Annotated in this window: 16 protein-coding genes; 12 read left to right on the top strand and 4 right to left on the bottom strand. The window is 72.4% G+C overall.

All coding sequences use genetic code 11. The features are described from left to right. Nucleotides 1-99 precede the first annotated feature (99 nt). Together ACFWDO_RS10950 and ACFWDO_RS10945 are read right to left on the bottom strand one after the other, a co-directional pair. Complete coding sequence (locus ACFWDO_RS10950) at nt 100-2,562, bottom strand: helicase-associated domain-containing protein (RefSeq protein ID WP_380323952.1); 2,463 nt, start codon at nt 2,560-2,562, stop codon at nt 100-102. 112 nt (nt 2,563-2,674) lie between these two features. Continuing rightward, a complete protein-coding gene (locus ACFWDO_RS10945; protein ID WP_380321994.1) occupies nt 2,675-3,598 on the bottom strand; it encodes an NAD-dependent epimerase/dehydratase family protein in 924 nt (307 codons plus the stop codon). A 122-nt stretch (nt 3,599-3,720) separates the two neighbouring features. On the opposite strand from ACFWDO_RS10945, the gene ACFWDO_RS10940 reads away from it, so the two are divergent. From ACFWDO_RS10940 to ACFWDO_RS10925, 4 genes are all read left to right on the top strand, one after another. Next, nucleotides 3,721-4,434 (top strand): TetR/AcrR family transcriptional regulator, encoded by a 714-nt coding sequence (locus tag ACFWDO_RS10940; RefSeq protein ID WP_380321991.1) that lies wholly within the window; start codon nt 3,721-3,723, stop codon nt 4,432-4,434. 172 nt (nt 4,435-4,606) lie between these two features. Next, the gene (locus ACFWDO_RS10935) at nt 4,607-4,990 is read left to right on the top strand and encodes a cold-shock protein (protein ID WP_380321988.1); all 384 of its coding nucleotides are present in this window, start codon (nt 4,607-4,609) and stop codon (nt 4,988-4,990) included. Between the two features lie 64 nt (nt 4,991-5,054). Continuing rightward, nucleotides 5,055-5,972 (top strand): DUF3027 domain-containing protein, encoded by a 918-nt coding sequence (locus ACFWDO_RS10930; RefSeq protein WP_380321985.1) that lies wholly within the window; start codon nt 5,055-5,057, stop codon nt 5,970-5,972. Continuing rightward, nucleotides 5,969-9,208 (top strand): sacsin N-terminal ATP-binding-like domain-containing protein, encoded by a 3,240-nt coding sequence (locus ACFWDO_RS10925; RefSeq protein WP_380321982.1) that lies wholly within the window; start codon nt 5,969-5,971, stop codon nt 9,206-9,208. Before ACFWDO_RS10930 ends, ACFWDO_RS10925 begins: the two co-directional genes overlap by 4 nt. Before the next feature lie 8 nt (nt 9,209-9,216). On the opposite strand, the gene ACFWDO_RS10920 is transcribed toward ACFWDO_RS10925, so the two are convergent. Further along, the gene (locus ACFWDO_RS10920; RefSeq protein WP_380321979.1) at nt 9,217-9,474 is read right to left on the bottom strand and encodes a DUF2530 domain-containing protein; all 258 of its coding nucleotides are present in this window, start codon (nt 9,472-9,474) and stop codon (nt 9,217-9,219) included. Between the two features lie 238 nt (nt 9,475-9,712). Here ACFWDO_RS10920 and ACFWDO_RS10915 point away from each other — a divergent pair, with 238 nt between their 5' ends. The 8 genes from ACFWDO_RS10915 (at nt 9,713) to ACFWDO_RS10880 (ending at nt 21,751) form a co-directional block, all read left to right on the top strand. Next, nucleotides 9,713-11,221, top strand: coding sequence for a sugar transferase (locus ACFWDO_RS10915; protein ID WP_380321976.1), 1,509 nt, complete (start codon nt 9,713-9,715; stop codon nt 11,219-11,221). Nucleotides 11,222-11,317: 96 nt separating this feature from the next. Then, a complete protein-coding gene (locus ACFWDO_RS10910) occupies nt 11,318-12,781 on the top strand; it encodes an NCS2 family permease (RefSeq protein ID WP_380321973.1) in 1,464 nt (487 codons plus the stop codon). A 160-nt stretch (nt 12,782-12,941) separates the two neighbouring features. Then, nucleotides 12,942-13,337: a glycerol-3-phosphate cytidylyltransferase gene (gene tagD / locus ACFWDO_RS10905; protein WP_380321970.1), complete on the top strand. Its 396-nt coding sequence runs from the start codon at nt 12,942-12,944 to the stop codon at nt 13,335-13,337. Nucleotides 13,338-13,548: 211 nt separating this feature from the next. After that, nucleotides 13,549-15,417 carry a glycosyltransferase gene (locus tag ACFWDO_RS10900; protein ID WP_380321997.1) on the top strand — a complete coding sequence of 623 codons (1,869 nt, stop codon included), beginning with the start codon at nt 13,549-13,551 and terminating at the stop codon, nt 15,415-15,417. A 10-nt stretch (nt 15,418-15,427) separates the two neighbouring features. Further along, a complete protein-coding gene (gene wecC, locus ACFWDO_RS10895; protein WP_380321966.1) occupies nt 15,428-16,687 on the top strand; it encodes a UDP-N-acetyl-D-mannosamine dehydrogenase in 1,260 nt (419 codons plus the stop codon). Next, complete coding sequence (locus tag ACFWDO_RS10890; RefSeq protein ID WP_380321963.1) at nt 16,687-19,047, top strand: glycosyltransferase; 2,361 nt, start codon at nt 16,687-16,689, stop codon at nt 19,045-19,047. The genes wecC and ACFWDO_RS10890 overlap by 1 nt, the downstream gene beginning before the upstream one ends. A gap of 8 nt (nt 19,048-19,055) precedes the next feature. After that, the gene (locus tag ACFWDO_RS10885) at nt 19,056-21,029 is read left to right on the top strand and encodes a glycosyltransferase (protein ID WP_380321960.1); all 1,974 of its coding nucleotides are present in this window, start codon (nt 19,056-19,058) and stop codon (nt 21,027-21,029) included. Continuing rightward, a complete protein-coding gene (locus ACFWDO_RS10880; RefSeq protein WP_380346942.1) occupies nt 21,026-21,751 on the top strand; it encodes a DUF6270 domain-containing protein in 726 nt (241 codons plus the stop codon). The genes ACFWDO_RS10885 and ACFWDO_RS10880 overlap by 4 nt, the downstream gene beginning before the upstream one ends. Here ACFWDO_RS10880 and ACFWDO_RS10875 read toward each other — a convergent pair whose 3' ends face one another. Continuing rightward, on the bottom strand, nt 21,752-22,876 hold the full coding sequence (locus ACFWDO_RS10875; protein WP_380320854.1) for a hypothetical protein: 1,125 nt from the start codon (nt 22,874-22,876) through the stop codon (nt 21,752-21,754). Nucleotides 22,877-22,919: the final 43 nt, after the last annotated feature.

Below are 22,919 nucleotides of genomic sequence, written 5' to 3'. Positions count from 1 at the left end.
TCCTTCCGGGTGGCGATCGGGTGGGTGGCGATCCAGGGTGTCAACGCCGCGGGCGGGCGCGGTTGTTCCGGCTCACGGTGCGGAGCGGTCCGGGGCTGGTCAGCCGTCCACCGGCTCGACGGCGGCGATGCGGTGCACGGCGACGGTGAGCTCCGCCTCGCGCGCCGGGTCCAGCGCGCGCAGCCGTCCGCCGTCGAGCCGCAGCGGCTTGAGCGCCCGCCGCTCGAGGCCGCCCGACGCGCCGACCATCTCGATCCACACGAGGTGGCCGTCGCGCAGCGCGTCGTGCAGGGTGGCGAGCGCGTCGCCGGGCTCGGTCGTGCGGGGCCGGCCGTTCGGGGCGCGCGGCGTCGCCGCCGGGGAGGACGTGACGGGCGGCGGCACGACCGGGTCCGCCCGGCGCCCGGCCAGGCGGTCGACGGCCGTCTCGTCGCCCGAGTCGGCGGCACGCAGGCGCGCGACCAGGCTCGCTCGGGCGTCGTCGGTCGTCGCCTCCGGCTCGGCGACCGGCCCGCGGCGCGCGTCCCGGGCGGCCCGGTCGAGGCGGGGCAGCCGGCGCAGGCGGGTGCTGAGCACGCGGCCGTCGGGCCCCTCGACCGCTGACAGCAGCCCGCGGGCGCGCAGCGCGTCGTGCAGCTCGACGGCGGGGACGGCGGCGGCGAGCACCGTGGGCGCCAGGCGCACCAGGCCGAGGTGGGCGAGCCGCGGGTCCGCCGCGAGCCCGGCGAGCACCGCGGGGTCCGCGGCGCGCACGTACGACCCGGCCGAGCCGACCCGCAGCGACTCGTGCCGGCGCGCCGTGTCGCGCACCAGGTACTCCAGCGGCTGCGGGACGGGCACCCGCGACCGCTCGGCGAGCGCGCCGAGCAGCTCGTCGGCCGTGGTGCCGTGGTCGAGGGCCCGCGTGACCGAGGAGGGCGAGAAGCGCACCGTGGTCGCCGCGCCCCGCGACTCCACGTCGGCCGACCGCCCCAGCAGCACGGCGAGCGCCTGCGACGGCCGCCCGGGCACGATGCCGGTGAGGTCGCCCTGCAGCAGCACCTCGTCCACCTCGGCGGGCAGGGCGTCGCGCATCGCCGCCACCAGGTCGGCGGGGGCGAGGTGCACCGGGGTCGGTCGTGCGTCGGACGGGCGGGCGGGGGAGGACAGGTGCGCCCGGAGTGCCGCGCCCGGCCCGGAGAGCGCGCCCGCGCCGGTCGCGCCGAGCAGCGTCGCCTCGGCGAGCAGCCCCGCCACGGCCTGCTCGGGCGGCACGGTGCGCGGGGCGTGCCAGCGCAGCACCGCCATCACGGCGTCCGGGCCCAGGGCCGTCCCGGGCTGCGCGGCGAGCACGTCGAGCACCTGCCGCCGCAGCCGCGGCACCCAGCCGCGGTGCAGGTCCGGGTGCAGCGGCGCCCGAAGGCTCCCCTTCTCGTCGCGCGAGCCGACCAGCCACGGTGTGCGGCGCGACGTCGCCCAGGCCGTCGCCAGGAGGGCCCACCGCTCGGCGTCGTCCATCCCCTCCCACGCGTCGGCGACGGTCGTCGGACGGTACGAGGGCGGGGCGTCGCCGTCGTCGGCCACGACCCCCGCGGCCGCGGCGAGCTCGACGACGAACGCCGCGGACGCCTCGTCGGTGCCGAGGGCCTGCGCGGTGCGGCGCAGGTCGCGCACGCCGAGGCCGCCGCTGCGCAGCACCGGGGGCGCCGTGTCGTCCCACGCGGCGACGAGGAGGTCCACGCGGCGCACCAGCTCGAGCGCGGCGTTCGCGGCCTCCGCGTCGGCGGCCTCCTGCGGCACGGCCGGGCCGTCGGGGCGCGGCGGCGCCAGCTCGGGGGAGCGGTGCGTGCGCCCGCCGCGCAGCGCCAGCCCGACGTCGCGCGGCAGCGTCACGTGCCGGGCGTCCGTGCGCAGCAGCAGGCGCGCGTCCACGAGCGCGTCGACCGCCGTCCGCGCCGTCGTGCCCGGCGCGGGGACGAGGCCGATCGGCGGGCCCCACGCGAGCGCGTCGAGCACCTCGCGGCCGCCGCGGGGCAGGTCGGGTAGGGCGCCGTCGTCCGGCGCCGGACGAGTCTCCGGGCGGACGGGGCCGAGGCCGGCGGGGTGCGGGCCGAGCACGTCGTCCAGCCCGGGCGCCGGGCGCAGGTCGGGATGGCCGGGCTCGCCCGCGTCCCACAGCAGCGCGGCGGTCAGCGCGTCGTCGAGCACGCGCTCGACGGCGGACCCCGCGTCCGCGCCGTCCGCCGTCGCGTCGCCGTCCGCACCGACCGCACGTCGCACGTCGCCGGGAGTCACCGCCCCGACGGGGGCGAGCGCGACGACGGCCTCGAGCGTCTGCAGCGTCCGCGCGTCGGCGTGGGCGAGCGCGCGCTCGAGGGCCGTGCGGCTCGACGCACGGGCGGCGAGGGAGCGCAGCGTGGACGGCGACGGCGTGGCCAGGTCCGGGCGGGCGCGCAGCAGCGCGAGGAGCTCGTCGTCGTCCCGCGCGCGGACCGCCTCGGCGAAGGTGCGGGGCGCGGCCGTGGCGCCGGCGCCGCCCGCGACGTCGGCCTCCGTCGTGCTCCCGGGCGACGTGGTGGCCATCTGATCGATGCTACGCGTCGCCCCCTCCTCGCCGAACAGGCAGTTGACACCGTGATGGGGCCGTGGGAGCGCCCATCACGGTGTCAACTGCCTGTTCGGCAGCAGGGCGGGGTCAGCCGCGGGCGGTGCGGCGGCAGACCTCCTCCCACGGGGTGGGCTCGAGGCCCCAGCGGGCGCGGGCGGCGGAGTCGTCGAGCTGGTACGGGCGCTCCCACTGGTAGATCAGCTCGCGGACCTCGCGCATGAAGGGGGAGACGGCCGCGACGGCGGCCAGGGCGGGGCCGCGCAGCGAGCGGACCCGCACCGGTGGGCGACCGGCGGCGGCGAGGACGTCGGCCAGGGCCTGCGCCTGCGTGCGCGGCGGGTTGCTCGGCACGTGCCAGGTGCGGCCGTGCGCGCCGGGGTCCTCGGCGGCGGCGACCAGGGTGCGTGCGACGTCGCCCACGTCGGTGAACGTGTGCGGCAGGTCGGTGCGGCCCATCATCGTGACGCGCCGCCCGCGCAGCGCCGCGGGCAGCACGCGCGAGACGTGCCCGTTGCCGCCCACCCCGGGGCCGACGTAGTCCGACGCGCGGACCTCGACGACGCCGCGCAGCCGGCCGCCCTCGAACGACCGTCGGGCGTCGGACCACAGCTGCGCGCGCAGCCTGCCCTTGTGGTCGGTGGCGGCGTCGGGGAGGTCCTCCGTCATCGGGCCGTCGACCGGGCCGTAGGGGTAGAGGTTGCCCGTGATCGCGTAGACCGCGCCGGACCGCTCGGCCGCGGCGAGGAACGAGGCGGCGAGCGGGGGCCAGGCGCGCTCCCACTGCGTGTAGTCGCCGGGGTTGGCGCAGTTGTAGAGGACGTCGGCGCCGTCGGCCGCGCGGGCCAGGGCGTCGGCGTCGGTCGCGTCGAGGGCGGCGTGCGCGACGCCGGCGATCCCGGTGTCGCGGCCGGTGCGGGTGACGACGGTGACGTCGGAGCCGCGCGCGGCGAGCAGCGCGGCGGCGTGCCGGCCGACGGGTCCGGCGCCGACGATCAGGTGACGGTCGGTCATGACGGGTGCTCCATTCCGAGAGCGGTGCTCTCTGTCGTGCCGATCGTGGCATGCGCGACGCCGGCTAGCAAGAGCACTGCTCTCGTTTGTGGGCGATGCTCTCGCATGCCAGGGTGGGCCGCATGGCCGACGCCCCCCGCACCGCCCGCGCCCTCGCCCGCGAGACCCTCACCCGCGAGATCCTCGACGCGGCCCGCGCACGCCTCGCGACCGACGGCCCGGCCGCCCTCTCCCTGCGCGCCGTCGCCCGCGACGTCGGGATGGTCTCCTCGGCGGTGTACCGGTACGTGCCGAGCCGCGACGCGCTGCTCACCGCCCTGATCGTGGAGTGCTACGACGAGCTCGGCGCCGCCGTCGAGGAGGCGGACGCCGCGGTCACCGACCAGGACGACGTCGCCGCCCGCTGGCTCGCCGCGTGCCACGCCCTGCGCGACTGGGCCGTGGAGCACCCCGCCGAGCTCGGGCTCCTCTACGGCACGCCCGTGCCCGGGTACGCGGCCCCGCGCGACACCGTCGACCCGGCGACGCGGGTGGTGCGCGTCCTCGTCACGGTCGTGGCGCGCGCCCACGACGCGGGAGCGACCCCGCGGCCCGCGCCGGACGGCGCCCCCGACGTCCGCGACCTCGTGGACCCGGCGCGGCAGTTCGTCGCGGAGCGGGGGATCGTCGCCGACGCGCCCACCGAGCTGGTGACGCGCACGCTCATGGCCTGGACCACGCTGTTCGGCACGGTGTCGTTCGAGCTCTTCGGGCACCTCGTCGGCTCCGTCGAGGACCCCGGGCAGTGGTACGACGCCGTCGCCCGGCGGCTCGCCGCCGACCTCGGGATCTCCTGACCGTCCCCACCGCGCGACGGGAGCGTCGGGCACGGCGGACCGATGCGACGTCGGGCGGCACCGGCCGGTAGCCTGAGCGTCTGGCCGGAGCCGGGCGTGCGCCCGGGCGGCCGGGTCAGGTTCCGCGCACCGGCGCGGTACCGCAGTCGACGACGAGCACGAAGAGGTCCAGGTGCCCACCGGCAAGGTCAAGTGGTACGACGCGGAGCGTGGTTTCGGCTTCATCGCCAGCGAGGACGGCGGGGAGATCTTCCTGCACGCCTCCGCCCTGCCCTCGGACGTCGACGGGGTCAAGCCGGGCGCGCGGGTCGAGTTCGGTGTGGCCGACGGCCGCCGCGGACCCTCGGCACTCTCGGTGACGCTGCTGGACCCGGCCCCGTCGGTGGCGAAGGCCCGGCGCAAGGCGCCGTCGGAGATGGCCGCCATCACCGAGGACCTCATCAAGGTGCTCGACCGCGTCGGCGACCAGCTCAAGCGGGGCAAGTATCCGGACGCCACGGCCGGCAAGCGCGTCGCGACGCTGCTGCGGGCCGTCGCGGACGACCTCGACTCCTGACCGGCGCGCCCGCCCGGTCGAGGGCCCGAGACGAGGACATGACGAGCACGAAGAGGACCACGACATGGTGACCGTTGCCGCAGACGCCCCCGCACGCACGACGCGGGTCAGCTCCCGCGCGCGCAAGGACGCCGTCCTGCTGGGCGCGGTCGACCTGGCCCGCGAGGCCGCGCAGGAGGGTGCGTCGTCGCCGTCGGACGTCGGGGAGCACCTGGGCACCGTCGCCGAGGGTGAGCGCCTCATGTCCCACCGGTTCGCGGCCACGATGCCCGGCTACCGCGGCTGGCACTGGACGGTGACGCTGGCGCGCGTGCCGCGCGGCCGCGTGGCCACCGTGTGCGAGGTCGAGCTGCTGCCCGGCGACGACGCGCTGCTCGCCCCGGCCTGGCTGCCGTGGGCGGAGCGCCTGCGCCCGGGCGACATCGGCCCCGGCGACACGCTGCCGTTCAAGGCGGACGACCCGCGCCTGGAGCCCGGGTGGAAGGCCACCGGCGACGAGGAGCTCGACTCCGTCGCGATCGACGAGCTCGCCCTCGCGCGCGAGCGGGTGCTGTCCCCGCAGGGCCGCGACGAGGCCGCGGAGCGCTGGTACCGCGGGTCGCGCGGGCCGACGGCGCCGGGCGCGGTCGCGTCGCCCGCCGAGTGCATGAGCTGCGGCTTCCTCGTGCCGCTGCAGGGGCCGCTCGGGCAGCTCTTCGGCGTCTGCGCCAACGCGTGGTCGCCCGACGACGGCAAGGTCGTCTCGCTCGACCACGGCTGCGGCGCGCACTCGGAGACCGACGCCCCGCGCCCCCCGAGCGACTGGCCGGCCGACGCGCCGCTCATCGACGAGCTCCGGGTGGAGGCCGTGACGGTCGAGCGCCGGGCTCCGCGGACGGACGCTCCGGCGTCCGCCACCGCCACCGCCATCGACGCCGCCCGCGACGGCACGACCGACGCCGCGGAGGCGGACGCCGCTCCCGAGCGCACCGACGCCGAGTGACGGGCGACGTCTTCGGGACCGTCGCGCTGCGGCACGCGGTCACGGAGGCGTGGCTCGGGTCGGGCACGCGCTTCCGGGAGGACGCGAACGCGGAGGAGGACCACGCCCGCGGCTACTACCGCGACCGCGTGGTGGTGGAGCTCGCGCAGAACGCCCAGGACGCCGCCGCGCGCGCCGGGGTGCCCGGGCGGCTCCGGCTGCGCCTGACCGACCTGCCCGCGGGCGACCCACGCGGCGTCGCGACCCTGGTCGCCGCCAACACCGGCGCCCCGCTGACGGCGGACGGCGTCGCGTCGCTCGCGTCGCTGCGCGCGTCGGCCAAGACCGCGCCCGGCGCCGACGACGGGCCGGACGGGGGTGCTCCCGCTGCCCAGGTCGGCCGGTTCGGCGTCGGCTTCGCCGCGGTGCGCGCCGTGGCCGACGAGGTCACCGTGCGCTCGCGGGGCGGCGGCGTGCGGTTCTCGCTGGCGGCGACGCGCGACCTGCTCGCCGACGTCGCGCCCGCGGGCACGGCCCTGCGCGACGCCGTCGCCGGGCGCGGCGACGACCTGCCCGTGCTGCGGCTGCCGTTCCCCGCGCCCGCGCTGGGCGAGGACGCGGCGGACGACGACGAGGCCTACGACACCCTTGTGGAGCTGGTGCTGCGCGACGCCGCGGCCGTGGACGCGGTGCGCGCGCAGCTCGACGCCCTCGACGACGCGCTGCTGCTGGCCCTGCCCGCGCTCGCCTCGGTGACGATCGATCGTTGTGAGCGGGTGATTGGCCCCGTTGCGGACTCGGAACGGGGCCAAACGTCCGCTCACAGCGACGACGGGGGGACGGCGTCGCGGGTGCTCGCCGACCTCGAGGACCGGTGGGTGGTGCTGCGGCGCTCCGGCGCGGTCGACGAGGACGCCGTCGCGGACCTGCCGCGGGAACAGCGCCGGTCCCGCTGGTCGGTCGCGTGGGCCGTGCGCCGCGACGGCGGCACGGTCCGGGGCGGCGCGGCCGAGGGCGGCGTCCTGCACGCGCCGACGCCCACCGACGTGCCGCTGACGTTCCCCGCGCTGCTCGTGGCGTCGTTCCCCGTGGACCCGGGGCGCCGTCGCGTGCTGCCGGGCGCCCTCACCGACCGGGTCGCGACCGAGGCCGGTCGCGCGTACGCGGACCTGCTGGCCGGGCTCGCGACCGAGCGCGGCGCCGACGTGCTGGAGCTCGTGCCCGGCGGGATGCCGGCCGGCGACCTCGACGCCGCCGTGCGCGACGCCGCGCTGGACGCCCTGCGGTCCGCGCCCCTGCTGCCCGCTCCGCGCGGCACGGAGGAGCCGTCCGACGACGCGATGGCAGCCGGGGCGGTCGCGCCGGCCGACGCCACGGTGCTCGTCGGCGCGGCGGGCGACGACCCGGGGCTCGTGGCCGTGCTGGCCGGCGTCGTGCCCGGCCTCGTCGCCCTGACCACGGCGCAGCAGGGCGTGGCGCGCCGCCTCGGTGCGACGCCCACCACGCTCGCCGACGTCGTCGCGGACCTGCCCGGCGGCCTCCCGCCCGCGCGGTGGCACGCGGTGTGCGCGGCCCTGGAGCTGTACGCCTCCGACCCGGGGCTGCTCGAAGCGCTCGCCGGCGCGCGGGTGCCGCTCGCCGACGGCCGCACGGCGTCCGGGGTGCGCGGCACGGTCGTGCTGCCGGAGGACGACGACGACCCCGCGCTCGCCGCCGTCGCGCGCACCCTCGGCGTGCGGGTGGTGCACCCCGACGCCGCGCACCCGCTGCTGGTCCGCGCGGGCGCCACGTCCACGAGCCCGCGCGCGCTGCTGGACGACCCGGGCGTGCGGGCCCTCGCGCTCGCGGCCTCGGAGGCGCTGCTCGACGGCGCGGCGGACGTGCCCCAGGCGCCGGGCGTCGGCGGGCCGACCCTGGTGGGCCCCGTGGACGTGAGCCCGCGCGAGGTGGTGCAGAACGTGCTGGCGCTGGCCCGGCTCGCGCTCGCGGGCGGCGGCGACGCGTTCCCCTTCTGGCTCGGCGAGCTGCCCGTGCCGACGGAGGACGGCATGCGCCCTGCGCGCGAGGCCGTGCTCCCGGGCTCGTGGGCCGCGGGGATGCCCGGCCTGGCGCCGGTCACGCGCGCCGCGCTCGCGTACTACACGCCTCCGCTGCTGACCGCCGTCGGCGTGCGTGCCGGCGTCGGTGTCTACCGGGTCGCGGACGTCCTCACGCCCGACCCGGCGGACCCCGAGCCGGAGCACGGGCCCGACGACCCGGCCGGCTGGCTCTCCGGCTGGGAGGACTACCTGCGCTACCTCGCCGACCGCGTGGGGCCGGGCGTCGACGTCGGCGACGTGGACGCCGTGGCCGACCTCGACGCGGTCGACGTGCCGAGCGACGAGGACGACGACCAGGCCGACGGCGACCCCTGGGCCGGGGTGCTGGCCGCGCTGGTGGCCGACCCCGACGCCCGCCGGGCCCTCGTGACCCCGGTCGCGGGCGCCCCGTCATACACGGCGTGGTGGCTGCGCGACCGGCTCGGCGCGCCCTTCGCGGCGCACGACGGCGTCCCGCTGCTGCCGCCCCCGCCGCCCGCCGTGGCCGCCCTCGACCCGGAGGCGCGCCGCGCGCTCGGCGTCGTCGACGGCCTCGACCGCCTGGACCCGCTCGACTGGCCGGCCGCGCTGGACCGGCTGCCCGAGCCCGGCACGTCCGTGCCCCTGCCGGTCGCGCTGGGGGTGTGGCGGGGGCTCGCGGGCCTCGCGGTGCGGCTCGCGCCCGGCGCGCGCGCCAGCGCCCTCGACCCGCTCCCGGACCGGCTGCCCGCGCTCGACGCGAGCGACGTCGTCGTGCGCCTGGCCGACGACGTCGAGGTTGCCGGGACCGCCCGCTGGGCCGTGCTCGGCGCGGTGCTGCCGGTGCCCGAGGCCGAGGTGGCCGCCGTCGCGGACCTGCTCGACCTGCCCGTCGTGGGGGAGGACGGCCTGCCGTCTCCCGACGGTCCGGGGGTCGAGCGCGCGCTCGACGAGCGTGTCGCGGCGCTGGACCCCCGCCTGCCGCGCGCGTGGTTCGAGCACGGGCGCCTGTCCGTCGCCGGCGGGCCCGTGCCGTGGTGGGTCGACGCCGAGGGTCGCGCGCACGCCACCGACCGTGCCGGCCTGGCCGCCGCGCTCGCCGACCTGCTGGGGCGGCCCGACCGCGCCGCCCTGCTGGCCACCGTGCTCGCCGCACCGGAGCGCGCCGCCGAGCTGTGGGTCACGACCGCCTGGGGCTGACGGGCGTCTCAGCCCTCGCCGCGGTACTCGTCGCGGTGCCGGCGCTCCCAGAGCAGGCCGGCGCCGCCGAGCAGGATGCCGGCCACGCAGGTCACGACCGCCTCGAGCGTGCCGCGGTCGAGCATGAACATCACGAACGTCGCGACGAGCGCGACCGCCCACAGGCCGATGCCGCCGAGCATCACGCGCCGCAGGTCCACGCGCAGGGGCGGGGGGCCGGGACGGCGCTCCTCGGGATGGGTCAGCAGACGGACGAGCGAGGGCACGGCCCCAGTCTATGGCGCGTCCGTGGCCCCGGGCGGCGATGTCCCCGGGCACCCGGACCATGACGCGGACCGACGGCTGAAGAGTGGGTGAAAGTGCAGGTCAGGGGGTGAAAACGCGCTCGGGTGAAAGGCGGGGTGAAAGGGTCGCCGGGGGGTCACGGTGAGCCCTCCGACGCTCCTACCTTGGTGACGCCGCCGCGCGAGGATGCGGCGGCCGGCCCGGAGGAAGGAGGCCGTCGTGATCACGATCCCGGACACCGGCCAGCCCCTCCGGTCGCGCACCGCCGCCGCCCGCGCTGCCCGCGTCAAGGAGGTGCGCGACTCCTTCCGCGCCGGGTCCTGGCAGGCCTCGTACCGTCGCCGTCTGGTACGGAGCGACGTCGTGGTCGTCGTCGGCACGGCGCTCGTCGCCGCCGTCGCGCGGGGTGCCGTGGTGCGCGACAGCGTGACCCCGACGGTGCTCGGCGACCAGGTGCTGTCGGTCGCCGTGCTGGTCGCCGCGTGGCTCGCCAGCCTGTGGCTCGCCCGCGCCTACGACGTGCGGGTGTTCGCGTCCGGGCCCGCCGAGTACCAGCGGGTGTTCGACGCGTCCTGGCGGCTCGTCGCGCCGCTCGCACTGCTCGGCCTGGTGGTGGCCCGGCCGGGCGTGTCCACGTTCCTCCTCGTCGCGGTGCCGACCGGTGTCCTCGCCCTGCTCGTGGGCCGCTGGGTGTGCCGTGGGTGGCTGCACCGGCAGCGGCGGAAGGGCGGCTGCGTCACCCAGGTCCTCGCCATCGGGCTGAAGGACCAGGTGGAGCGGCTCGTGCACGAGCTCAACGACCGGCAGTCGGGCTACCGCGTCGTGGGGGTCTGCGTCCCGACGACCGACGACGTGCGCCCCGGCGAGGACATCCTCGGGGTGCCGGTGCTCGGCGACCTGCGCACCGCCGGCGCGATGGCGGCGCAGGTGGGCGCGGACTGCGTGGCCGTGAGTGGCTCGGACGCCATCACCGCCGACGTCGTGCGCCGGCTCGGGTGGGAGCTCGAGCCGGTCGGCGTGGACCTCATGCTCACCGCGGAGCTCGCCGACGTCGCCGGGCCGCGCATCACCATCACCCCCGAGCAGTCCGTGTCGCTGCTGCACGTGGACGCGCCGCGGTTCACCGGGCCGCGATACGTGCTCAAGTCCGTCGTCGACTGGACGGGGGCCGTCCTCATCACGGCGCTGCTGCTGCCGCTCATGGTCGTGGTGGCGCTCGCCGTCCGGTTGACGAGCCCGGGGCCTGTCCTCTACTCGCAGGACCGCGTCGGCCGCGACGAGCGTACGTTCCGGATGCTGAAGTTCCGGTCCATGCGCGTGGGGGCCGACGCCGAGCTCGCCGCGCTGGCGGAGCAGAACGACGGCTCCGGCGTCCTGTTCAAGCTGCACGACGACCCGCGCGTCACCGCCGTCGGCAAGGTCCTGCGCCGTCTGTCCCTCGACGAGCTGCCGCAGCTGTTCAACGTCCTCGCCGGGCAGATGTCCCTCGTCGGCCCGCGCCCGCCCCTGCCCGCCGAGGTGTCGCAGTACGAGTCGCGGGTGCGGCGCCGGCTCCGGGTCAAGCCCGGCCTCACCGGGCTGTGGCAGGTGGGCGGCCGGTCCGACCTCACCTGGGAGGAGGGCGTGCGGCTCGATGTGTTCTACGCCGAGAACTGGACCGTGTTCGGCGACCTCCTCATCCTCGCCCGGACCGCGAAAGCCGTGGTCAGCGGGCGCGGGGCGTACTGAGGGCCGTCGCCCCGGGACGTCGCCGCGCCGTGAATTCCGTGTCACGGACCGGTTTCCGTGCAGGAGGCCTTCACAAGATCTGGCACGATTCTGCTCATGGCGAACCAGACCACCGCGCCGCCCCAGGGCGAGCTGAGCGCGATCGACCGCTTCTTCAAGATCACCGAGCGAGGCTCCACCATCGGCGCGGAGATCCGCGGCGGTCTGGTGACCTTCTTCGCGATGAGCTACATCATCGTGCTCAACCCGCTGATCATCGGCACCGTGCAGGACGGCACCGGGCAGGTGCTCGGCGGCGGCGCCGAGGCCACGCCCGAGACGCTCGGCATGGTGGCCGCCGCGACGGCCCTCGTCGCGGGCGTCGCGACCCTCGTCATGGGCGTCTTCGCGAACTACCCGCTGGGCCTGGCCGCGGGCCTCGGGCTCAACGCCGTCGTCGCCTACTCGATCGCCAGCATCGACAAGGTCACCTGGGCCGACGCCATGGGTCTCGTGGTGATCGAGGGCATCATCATCCTCGTCCTCGTGCTCACCGGGTTCCGGGAGGCCGTGTTCAACGCCGTGCCCGTGGAGCTCAAGACGGCGATCAGCGTCGGCATCGGCATGTTCATCGCGCTGGTCGGCCTCGTGAACGCCGGCTTCGTGGTGCCCGGCGAGGGCACCGTCGTCGCGCTCGGCAACCTCGGCACCTGGCCGATGCTCGTGTTCGTCGTCGGCCTCGTGCTCACCATCGTGCTGTTCGTGCGCAAGGTGCGCGGCGCCATGCTGGTCGCGATCATCACGGCCACCGCGCTCGCGGTGGTGCTGGAGAACACGCTGCACATCGGCACCAAGGGCGGCGGCAACCCCAACGGCTTCAACCTCAACGCCCCGACCTTCAGCGGTGTCGTCACGACGCCGGACCTCGGCCTGATCGGTCAGTTCTCCCTGCTCGGGTCGTTCCAGAACATCGCGGCCGTGTCCGTGGTCCTCATCGTCTTCTCGCTGCTCATCGCGGACTTCTTCGACACGATGGGGACCATGGTCGCCGTCGGCGCGGAGGGCAAGCTGCTCGACGAGGCCGGCAACCCGCCGCGCACCCGCGCCATCCTCGTGGCCGACTCGCTCGCCGCCGTCCTGGGCGGCGTCGGCAGCACGTCGTCCAACACGGCGTACGTGGAGTCGACGACGGGCGTCGGCGCCGGCGCCCGCACCGGATTCGCCGCGGTCGTCACCGGCGTCCTGTTCCTGCTCGCGACGTTCCTGTCGCCCGTCGTCGCCCTGGTGCCCTACGAGGCCGCGGCGCCTGCCCTGGTCTTCGTGGGCTACCTGATGATGGCGCAGGTGGCGGGCATCTCGTGGCGCAACGTCGAGATCGCCATCCCGGCGTTCCTCACGATCATCCTCATGCCGTTCACGTACTCCATCGCGGACGGCATCGGCGCCGGCTTCATCGCCTTCGTCATCATCAAGCTCGCGCTCGGCAAGGTGCGCCAGATCCACCCGCTGATGTGGGTCGCCGGCGCGATGTTCGTCGTCTACTTCACGCTGGAGCCCCTCCAGAACGCCCTCGGCCTCTGAGAGCGAGTCCCCCTGAGCCTCTGAGCCCGGGCGACTCCCGCGGCCCCGGCCGGTCCCACGACCGGCCGGGGTCGCGGCGCGTCACCTGCCGGGTCCGCGCGCGGTCTAGGCTGCGTCGCAGGCCATGACGTCCAGTACGACCTCGACCAAGGATGAGTTCATGAAGCGAGTCATCACCTACGGCACGTACGACCTGCTGCACTACGGGCACATCGAGCTGCTGCGTCGTGCGAAGGCGCAGGGCGACTATCTGATCGTGGCGTTGTCGTCGGACGAGTTCAACGCGGGCAAGGGGAAGAAGTCGTACTTCTCGTACGAGGAGCGTCGTCGGATGCTGGAGGCGATCCGGTACGTGGACCTCGTGATCCCGGAGGACAGCTGGGAGCAGAAGACGACGGACGTGGAGAAGTACCACGTGGACACGTTCGTCATCGGTGACGACTGGGAGGGGAAGTTCGACTTCCTCAAGGAGCAGTGCGAGGTGGTGTACCTCGCGCGGACGCCGGAGATCTCGACGACGCAGATCAAGGCGGGGCTGTCGCGCGCCGACGGCTGACGCCGCACGTCGGACATCCGTGGCATCGCGGGTGAAATCGGCGTGTCTGCGCCCGTTTCCTGGACGCTTCTTGTAGGAGCGGGGCGGTCGCCCGGTATGGTTGCCCCGGCTCGGCGAGGACAGCTCCGTCGGCCGCCGCAACGTCCCTCCGGGTGACGACGCGGCTCACCGAACGAGGACTGACTGCATGCCCGCTCGTGCCGACCGACGCGTGTCTTTGGCGACCGCTCGGAAGGCCGTGTGGCACCTGCGGCACGGAGGCCCGGCGCAGCTGCGGCGCTTCCTGCGCAAGCGCCGCGCGGTCGGGGACCAGGTGCGTGGCGCCGGACGTCGGACCGCGGACGGGCTCACCTTCGACGCGTGGGCGATGCCGCGCAGGGAGCCTGCCCGCGATCTGCGGGTCGGCGTGGTGCTGGACGATTTCTCGCGGCTTGCCTTCGGGTACGAGTGGCAGCAGGTGCTCCTCAAGCCATCGTCGTGGCGCGCGCAGCTCGACGGCCTGGACCTGGTGTTCGTCGAGTCGGCGTGGCGCGGCAACGGCGGGGCGTGGCAGTACCACCTCACCGGTACGTCGGCCCCCCGCCCCGCGCTCGTCGAGATGCTCGACAGCGCCCGTGAGCGCGGTATCCCCACGGTCTTCTGGAACAAGGAGGACCCGGTCCACTTCGACGACTTCGTGGAGACGGCGGCGCTGTTCGACCGCGTCTACACGACCGACGTCGGGCGCCTCGACGCCTACCGCGAGCGGCTGGGCCACGACCGCGTGGGCGTGCTGGAGTTCGGCGCGCAGCCCGCGATCCACAACCCCGTGCGCACGCACGGGGACGGCCCGGGGCGCGACGTCGCGTTCGCCGGCACGTGGTTCGCGCACAAGTACCCGGAGCGTCGCGAGCAGGCGGAGATGCTGCTGGGCGGCGCGCTCGACGTGTCGCCGCGCATGGCCACCGGGCTGGAGATCTTCTCGCGCTTCCGCGGGCAGGGGGACCAGTACGAGTTCCCGGAGCCGTTCGGCTCGCGCGTCGTCGGGTCGCTCGACTACGCCCAGATGCTCACCGCCTACCGCGACTACAAGGCGTTCCTCAACGTGAACTCGGTGGTGGACTCGCCGAGCATGTGCGCCCGCCGGATATTCGAGATCACGGCGTGCGGCACCCCCGTGGTCACGGCGCCCAGCGCCGCGACGGGCGAGTTCTTCCCCGCCGACGAGGTCTTCGCGGTGACGACGCGGGCCGAGGCCGCGGACACGGTGCGCGCCCTGGTGCGCTCGGCCGAGCTGCGCGATCGCGCCGTCCACCGCGGGCAGCGGCGCATCTGGCGCGAGCACACCTACGGCGCGCGGGCGCAGCGCGTGCTGCACGACGTCGGGCTCGCCGACGCGGCCGCGGTGCCGCGCCCGTCCGTCACGGCGCTCGTGTCCACGAACCGGCCGCACCGGCTTGACGACGTGCTCCGCACCGTCGGCGCGCAGCGCGGCGTCGACCTGCAGCTCGCGCTGCTCACGCACGGGTTCGAGGTCGACGAGGCGGACCTGCGCGTGCGTGCGAAGGAGGCCGGCGTCGAGGACCTCGTGCTGCTGCACGCGGGCTCCGACGTGCCGCTGGGCGGCTGCCTCAACCGGCTCGTCGACGCGGCCGACGGCGACGTCGTGGCCAAGATGGACGACGACGACCTGTACGGCCCGGAGTACCTCTCCGACCAGCTGTACGCGCTGGACTACAGCGGCGCCGAGGTGGTGGGCAAGCAGGCCCACTACATGTACCTCGAGGGCCACGACGCCACCGTGCTGCGGTTCGCGGAGCGGGAGCACCGGTTCACGGACTTCGTCATGGGACCGACTATCGTCGTGCGTCGCGCCGTCGCCACCGTGGCCCGTTTCGGGGAGACCGCGAGGGGCGAGGACACCGAGTTCCTCCGCCGGGTCGTGGACCGTGGCGCGCGTGTCTATTCCGCAGACCGCTTCAACTTCGTCCAGGTGCGTTCCGGCGAGGGCCGGCACACGTGGACCGTCACCGACGCCGAGTTGCTCGCCAGCGGCTCGGTCGCCTTCTACGGGCGTGCCGACCGGCACGTCCTCGTCTGAACAGGGACACATGATGGAGATCAACACCGTCGGAGTGATCGGGCTGGGCTACATCGGCCTGCCCACCGCCGCCATCTTCGCGTCGAAGGGCGTCAAGGTGGTCGGCGTGGACGTGAAGCCGTCCAACGTCGAGGCCATCAACCGCGGTGACGTGCCCTTCGTCGAGCCGGATCTCGCCACCTACGTGGCGGGCGCGGTCCAGCACGGCACCCTGCGCGCGACGGACACCCCCGAGCCGGCGGACGCCTTCATCATCGCGGTGCCCACGCCCTTCCAGGGCGACCACGAGCCGGACCTGTCCTACATCGAGGCAGCGGTGAAGGCCGTGGCCCCGCAGCTCCAGGGCGGCGAGCTCCTCATTCTCGAGTCCACCTCGCCGCCTGGGGCGACGCGCAAGATGGCTGAGTGGGCGCTGGAGGCTCGCCCGGACCTCTCCCTGGACGGGGCCGACGGGCGCCCGCAGATCCACGTGGCCCATTGCCCGGAGCGGGTGCTGCCCGGCCGCGTGATGATCGAGCTGGTCACCAACGACCGCATCGTCGGAGGTCTCACGTCCGAGGCGGCGGAGATGGCGAAGGAGTTGTACGCCGTCTTCTGCCAGGGCGAGATCCTCCTCACCGACGCCGTGACCGCCGAGATGGCCAAGCTGGTCGAGAACTCCTACCGCGACGTCAACATCGCCTTCGCCAACGAGCTCTCCCTCATCGCGGACAAGCTGGGCGTCGACGTCTGGGAGCTCATCCGCCTCGCGAACCACCACCCGCGCGTGAACATCCTGCAGCCGGGCCCCGGTGTGGGCGGGCACTGCATCGCCGTGGACCCCTGGTTCATCGTTGACGCCGACCCGGAGCAGGCGCGCCTCATCCGCACCGCGCGCGAGGTGAACGACAGCAAGCCGCAGTGGGTTATCGACCAGGTGGTCGCCGCCGTCGAGGGGATCGAGTCGCCCACCATCGCCGCCCTCGGCCTCGCGTTCAAGGCCAACATCGACGACATGAGGGAATCTCCCGCACGGCGCATCGTCGAATCCCTCGCGGCACTTCCGACCAGCAGGATTCTCGTCGTCGAGCCGCACGTTTCGGCTCTCCCCGCCGGCTTGTCCGAGCGCGCCAACGTCGATCTCGTCGACCTTGACGTGGCGGTGGAGCACGCGGATGTCGCTGTCCTGCTCGTCGACCACGATCAATTCGTGGACAACGGAGCGGTGGCGTCGGCCTTCGCGCGACTGATCGACACTCGTGGCGCGGTCAGCCGCGTGTCGGTGAGCTGATGTCCGTCAGGGGTGCTCTGCGCACCAGAGCGCGCGTCCTCGCGAACGCGGTTTCACCGTCGGGGGCGGGAACTGTCCTGGGTGCGTGGGCCATTGCTCTAGTCGTCTTCGTCGTTCTGGACTCCGGCTTCGCGGCGCTCGTGATCGGAGTCGTCGGAACGATCGTCGGAGCGCTCGTGTCCGTCCACGCACGTTCACAGCGCCGCTACCTGCTCGCGATCCACGCCGAGTCCCGCAGGGCGGTCCATCAGAACGATCAGCTGAAGGCGAGGCTGCAGCTGGTCGAGAAGGCCGCGCGCCAGGCGACGGCTGCTGCCACCGACGCCGGTCGATCGGCCTCCGAGGCCGCGACCGCCGCGCGGGCGGCACAGGTTCGCGACCGCTCCGTGCCGTCCGATGCGAGTACCGGAGGACAGATCGCTCATCAGAGCGAGGGGTCGAGCGAGACCCCGAGCAAGACCCCAAGCCGGCTTCAATCCGTGCGACGCCAGGGACCGCCCGCCGTGGGCCACTCGTGGTACGTGCGTGCGGAGGAGGCCGCGGACGCAGCCGCGCTGGTCTCGCTCTCGGGCCCGCCCATCCACCTTGCCGTTCCTGTACGCCAGTCCGGTCGGCTCGCCGTCGAGGTCGATCTGCGGTCCCCTTCCCAGTCCGTGGATGCTCACGCCGCTCGACTGACGGCACAGTTCCGTGCATCGAACGGCGGCCGTGTCGTGCCGGACACCGACCCTCTCCCGCTCCGTTACTCGCCGGGCGTCAAGAACCTGCTCACGCTCGACGTACCAGAAGGCACGTCGACGGTTCGCCTGGAGATTGGTCGCGACTCTCGAAACGCCGAGTACAAGATCCTCAACAGGATGCGCGTTCGGGAGATCGACGCGCGTGCGAAGCGCCCGCGCACTGCACGCCACGTGCGCATGGCGATGGTGGCAGACCCCTTCACCTATAACTCGTTCAAGTTCGAGTGCGACGTCGTGTCGATCCATCCCGAACGCTGGCAGGAGCAGTTCGAGCAGCACGCGCCGGAGATCTTCTTCTGCGAGTCTGCGTGGACGGGAGCGACCCCGGAACGGGAGTGGCGCGGGCAGGTCTACGCGAGCGATGCCTGGTCCCAGGAGAACCGCAAGACCCTCATTGAGATCCTCGAGCACTGCCGGAGCCGCGGCATCCCGACGGTCTTCTGGAACAAGGAGGACCCGAGCCACTACGACGACCGGCGCCACGACTTTGTGAAGACGGCGCTCATGTTCGACCACATCTTCACGACGGACGAGGCTTGTGTTGATCGTTATCGAAACGAGTGGGGTGCTGCAAGCGTTCACGCTCTGCCGTTCGCGGCGCAGCCTCTGCTTTACAACCCGGCGAACGCGCCCGCGGAGAGGCGTCCCGGTGCGATCTTTGCGGGCAGTTGGTACGCCAATCATGTTGGACGAAGCGCTGCGATGTCCTCGATCCTCGACTCCCTGATTGGTTCCGGCACTGAGGTGGTGATCCACGACCGCTTCTACGGGGACTCCGACCCCAACCACGTGTTCCCGAAGAGGTATCAGTCGTTCACCCGTCCGGCGATCCCCCACGCAGCGCTCGCTCGGGCGTACAAGGAGTACGAGCTCGGCCTCAACTTCAACACCGAGACTCGTTCGCCTACGATGTTCGCGCGGCGGGTCTTCGAGCTCGCAATGTCCGGGACCATCGTCGTCAGCAACTACTCGCGAGGTGTCGAGCGGTTCTTTGGGGACGACGTGGTGTTCTTGGACCGCGATCCGGGGCGTCTCCAAGAGTTGTCGGCCGCGGACAGGGGCGCGATGCGGGAGTCAGCCCTGACAAAGGTCCTGTCGGAACACACTTATGCGCGCCGCCTTGAAGCCGTCCTCGATACCGCGGGAATCTCATACGACAAGCCCGACGGGCGTGTCGACGTTCTCGCCGTCGTCGCTTCACGGGACGAGGCGGCTGATGCCGCGCGGCAGGCAGACCAGCTCGCGGAACGGCGGGGGCGCCTGACCCTCGTCACCGACCCCTCGCTGCCGGCCAGTCACGTGCAGGATTTCTACCGGGACTTCGCCTCCGACGCAACGAGCGTCGTCGGGGCGTCCTTCGCCGTCGACGCGTTGGCGACTGCGGGGTGCGCGAGTGCGCGACCGTCGCTCCTGCTCGGCGACACCATGCCGAGCCCCGAAGACCTGGATGCCGGGCTTCTGCACGCCCAGTACGCGCGCCGCGGAACCGCGATCGTCGGCGACCGGGGCTTTCGATATGGGACCGCCGGCACGGACGTACCACTCGTCTTCAGTGAGGGCGCGTTGCCTATCGAGGGGATCGTCCACGGCAAGGTCCACGAGAACGTCTACCGGGTTTGAGGGAACACATGAGCGATTCACGACCGGTACTCACGGTTGTTATCCCTGCCTACAACGCCGAGTCGAAGATCGAGCGTTCGCTGGAGTCAGTCGCGCGGCTCGCAGCGCATCGGTCTGATGTCGAGGTCCTCATCATCGACGACTGCTCGACCGACAGGACTCGTGAGGTGGTCGCCAGGTGGGTGGGCCGCCGACCGGACTGGCGCCTGCTCACCTCGTCGACCAACAGCGGGTCGCCGTCGCGCCCGAGGAACATGGGAGTCGATGCCGCTCGCGGGGAGTTCGTCTACTTCCACGACGCCGACGACGAAATGCTGCCCGACGGGGTGGAGGCCCTCCTAGAGGTGGCACTACGCGAGAGCGCCGACCTCGTGCGAGGCTGGCTGGAGGTGGAGGACGACCTCGGCGCACGGATCCCCGCCAACAGGCTTGCAGATGCCCAGGACCTGACGAGCAGGGACGACCTCGCAGCACGGATCATCGGAGGGCAGAGCACGACCTGCCCCTCGCTCGTGCGTACCTCGATCCTCCGGTCGAACGACGTGCGGTGGCGCGAGGACGTGCGGATGGGTGAGGACACCATCTATCTCGCGCAGGTGCTGAGCGTCGCCGACGTGGTTCGTTATGTCGATGTCCCAACGTTCGTCTATAACCGGCGAGTGGCGGGAGACCGTTCGTCTACCCAGACGTATACCGACAGTGCCTTGCGCGACCACCTCACAGTCTGGTCCGAGGTGCAGAGGATTCTGAGCGCGCTGGGCATCGACTACCTCGCCGCCCGCGGCACGATCGGGGTGCGGGAAGCGCTGCTGGGCCTCTACAGTCGGCGTCGCGGAGAGATCTCCCAGAAGACGTTCTGCGACCTGCAGTCGTTCCTCCTCACTCACGACGCATTGATCCGCCACGAGGGCTTCAAGGCGAGGCTGCGCGAGCTCTACGAGGTGTGCCGAGATGGGACCTACGACAAGTTCCTCCGTGCGATCAAGCCTCGCCTGCTCATCGCCGGTTATGACCTCAAGTTCATCAAGGGTGCACTGCCGGCCCTTTCCGACCACTTCGACGTGGCGATCGACGAGTGGACCGGCCATGAAAGGCACGAGCTTGCGCGCTCCAAACGACTCGTCGCATGGGCAGACATTGTATTCTGCGACTGGCTCCTGGGTAACGTGGTCTGGTACGCCCGGCATGTCCGGCAAGATCAGCCTCTGATCGTGCGGGGTCATCGGTTCGAACTGGAACGCGATTTCGGTTTTGACCCTGCAATGGATCGTGTCGATCGCTTCATCTCGGTGTCCGTCAAGACTCTCGAAGATTTCTTGCGCGTGTTTTCTATCCCTCGCTCCAAGGCGAGACTGCTCCCGAACTGGGTTGACGTCGACGCGTACGCCCAGTACCCGTGGGAGGAGAAATGGAACAGGCTGGCGATCGTTGGTGCAGTCCCTGACCGTAAGGGACTTCTTCGCGCGCTGGAGATCCTGGCACGACTCAAAGAGGTCGACGAGCGGTACACGCTCGATGTCTTCGGCAAGTCGGCGCACGAGGTGGACTGGATCTGGCGCGACGGAGAGCAGCGCGACTACTTCAGGCGATGCGATCAGTTCATCGAGGTGAACCAACTCGCGGATTCGGTGACGTACCGCGGTTGGTCGGACATGCGTTCCGAGATCGGAAAGGCCGGATGGGTGCTTTCGGTCAGTGACGACGAGAGCTTTCATCTTGCCCCCGCCGAAGGGTTCGCCGCGGGATCCTGTGGTCTAGTTCTGGCTTGGCCGGGCGCAGAGTTCATCTACCCCGAATATGTCGTGCACCCGGACGTCGAGTCGATGGTCGCTCAGATCGTGAAGACCCAGGACGAGGACTCGTATTACGCCCTCGTCGCACCGGCGCGGGACTATGTGTCGGTCCGCTACGGTATCCGCCGGTTCGTTGATGGCCTCCATGAGGACGCGTCGCGTCTGCTGGCGATGCGGAGCATGCGATGACCCTTCGTGTGCTGGTCGTCGGGAGCTGCGTGACCCGAGACGTCTTCGCGACGTTCGGGGCCGACGACGGGGTCGATCTGGCGGGCTATTTCGCCCGGACGTCATTGGCCTCGGCGTTCGCGGAGCGGTCGAACGCACGATATGACCCCGCCCGAGAGTCGTCGCCCTTCAGGCGGCGAATGGTCGAGGCGGATCTCACCAAGGTTCTATCCACCGGGTTGACGGATGTAGCGTGGGACCTCCTTGTAGTTGACCTGATCGACGAGAGATTCGATCTCATCGTGGACGGCTCGGGCGGTGTGGCGACTCGGTCGAACGAACTCCTCACGGGGTACACGGCGTCGTCCGAAGATAGAATCGTGCAGTCTGGATCGGCGGAGCATTTCGAAAGATGGACTGCGGGCTTCCAGAGGTTCGTCGAGATCGTGGAAGCGTCCTCGAGGTCGGCAGACGTGAGGATCAATGCGCCCAGATGGGCGACGGTCCTGGAGGACGGAACCCCTCTCCCGTCGGCGAATCTCGAGTACATCGCACGATCGAACCTTTACCAGGACCGACTTGTGGGCCAGGCCCAAGCGAGCTCGGGGTGGCCTGTGTGGAGCTATAGCGAGACCGAGACACGGGCCGCCACCGAGCACCAGTGGGGAATCTCTCCGTTTCACTACGGTCGACATTACGATGCCGCGCTGCGCCGATACCTCTTGCGGGAGGTGGGCCCCTGATCAGCCCACGGGGACCGGGACGGGAATCTCGAAGCGGACCTTAGCCTGAACAGTGTTCCGGACGAAGCACGAGATCGAGGTCGTGCGGTCTGCTACGGCAGGCGGCACGACGACGTCCGGCTGATCGGTGTACCAGCGTTGGTCGAGGCGGCCATGCGGTCCGTTGAAGTAGTAAGCGAACTCGAAGCCGTCGACCGGCCCGTTGTACGAAACGCGGAGTTCTCCGCCGCCCAGACTCAAGGCGAAGTGATGACTTTTCACCGACCCCATGTCGATGGGGTGAAGGTCGAAGATCGCCGGAAACGCTGTGAGGAGTTGCGCGTAGGTCTCGTCAACCGTGTGCCCGGCCAGGAGCGACTTCGTCGCGAGGACGAGCACATCTCTGGGTGGTGCGATATGGCCCACCCCCCAATTGCCGAACGCTACCTGTCCGCGCGCATCTTGGAGGTGTGCGCCTTCGTCAGCCATCCCTCGGCGCGAGGCGTAGGGCCGAACATGAGACTCGGTGTGCTGCCAGTCATCGACGTTCTGGAGGACTAGCGTTCGCGATCCGGCGGAACTTACCGACCCGACAATGGTGTCGACGCCTGAGCGCCGCAGCATGCTTCGGGTCGCTTCGCGCTCTTCCGGGCCAGCGGCGAGGTCAGGGCCGAGTTCCAGTTCAGGGAAGGCTGAGCGCACATAGGACGCGACGGCTGAAGCTTCGTACATGAGTATGTCCGTCTGCGGATTCCACACGAAGGCTGTGGCGCGGTCACGAAGATCCTCCACCAACCGCAGTGCTGCATATCCGCCGCCGCTGCCGCCGACGAGGAGGAGGTGGAGATCGTAGCGATCAGCGATGCCTCGCAAGAGCGCGCTGATGGCGTCGAGTGCGTGAAACTCGTGGCATCCGGTGTACCACGCCAGCTTGAGGTCGTCGTGGTCGGTGATGGTGGGATCGGCGATGCCGATCGATGGCTTGCCAATCTCGGTGCTGATGCCCTGCCCGGAGAAGTACGGCCCTGGCTTCCCGTTGCGATCCTTGGTCGCGCCGCTCAGGATGATGGGCACGATTCCCGGGTGTTCGGCCCCGAGGGGGCGACCGTAGAACGACATATCCACGACGCCGTCGGGAAAGGACACGGAGTGCAACGATGCCTCGTGCGAATCGGGGGTGAGGAAGTGG

The organism is Isoptericola sp. NPDC060185, from assembly GCF_042728595.1.
In the GTDB taxonomy this organism is placed as follows: Bacteria; Actinomycetota; Actinomycetes; order Actinomycetales; family Cellulomonadaceae; genus Isoptericola.
The sequence above is the reverse complement of the archived record's forward strand: the minus strand, read 5'-3'. Positions and strand labels throughout refer to the sequence as shown.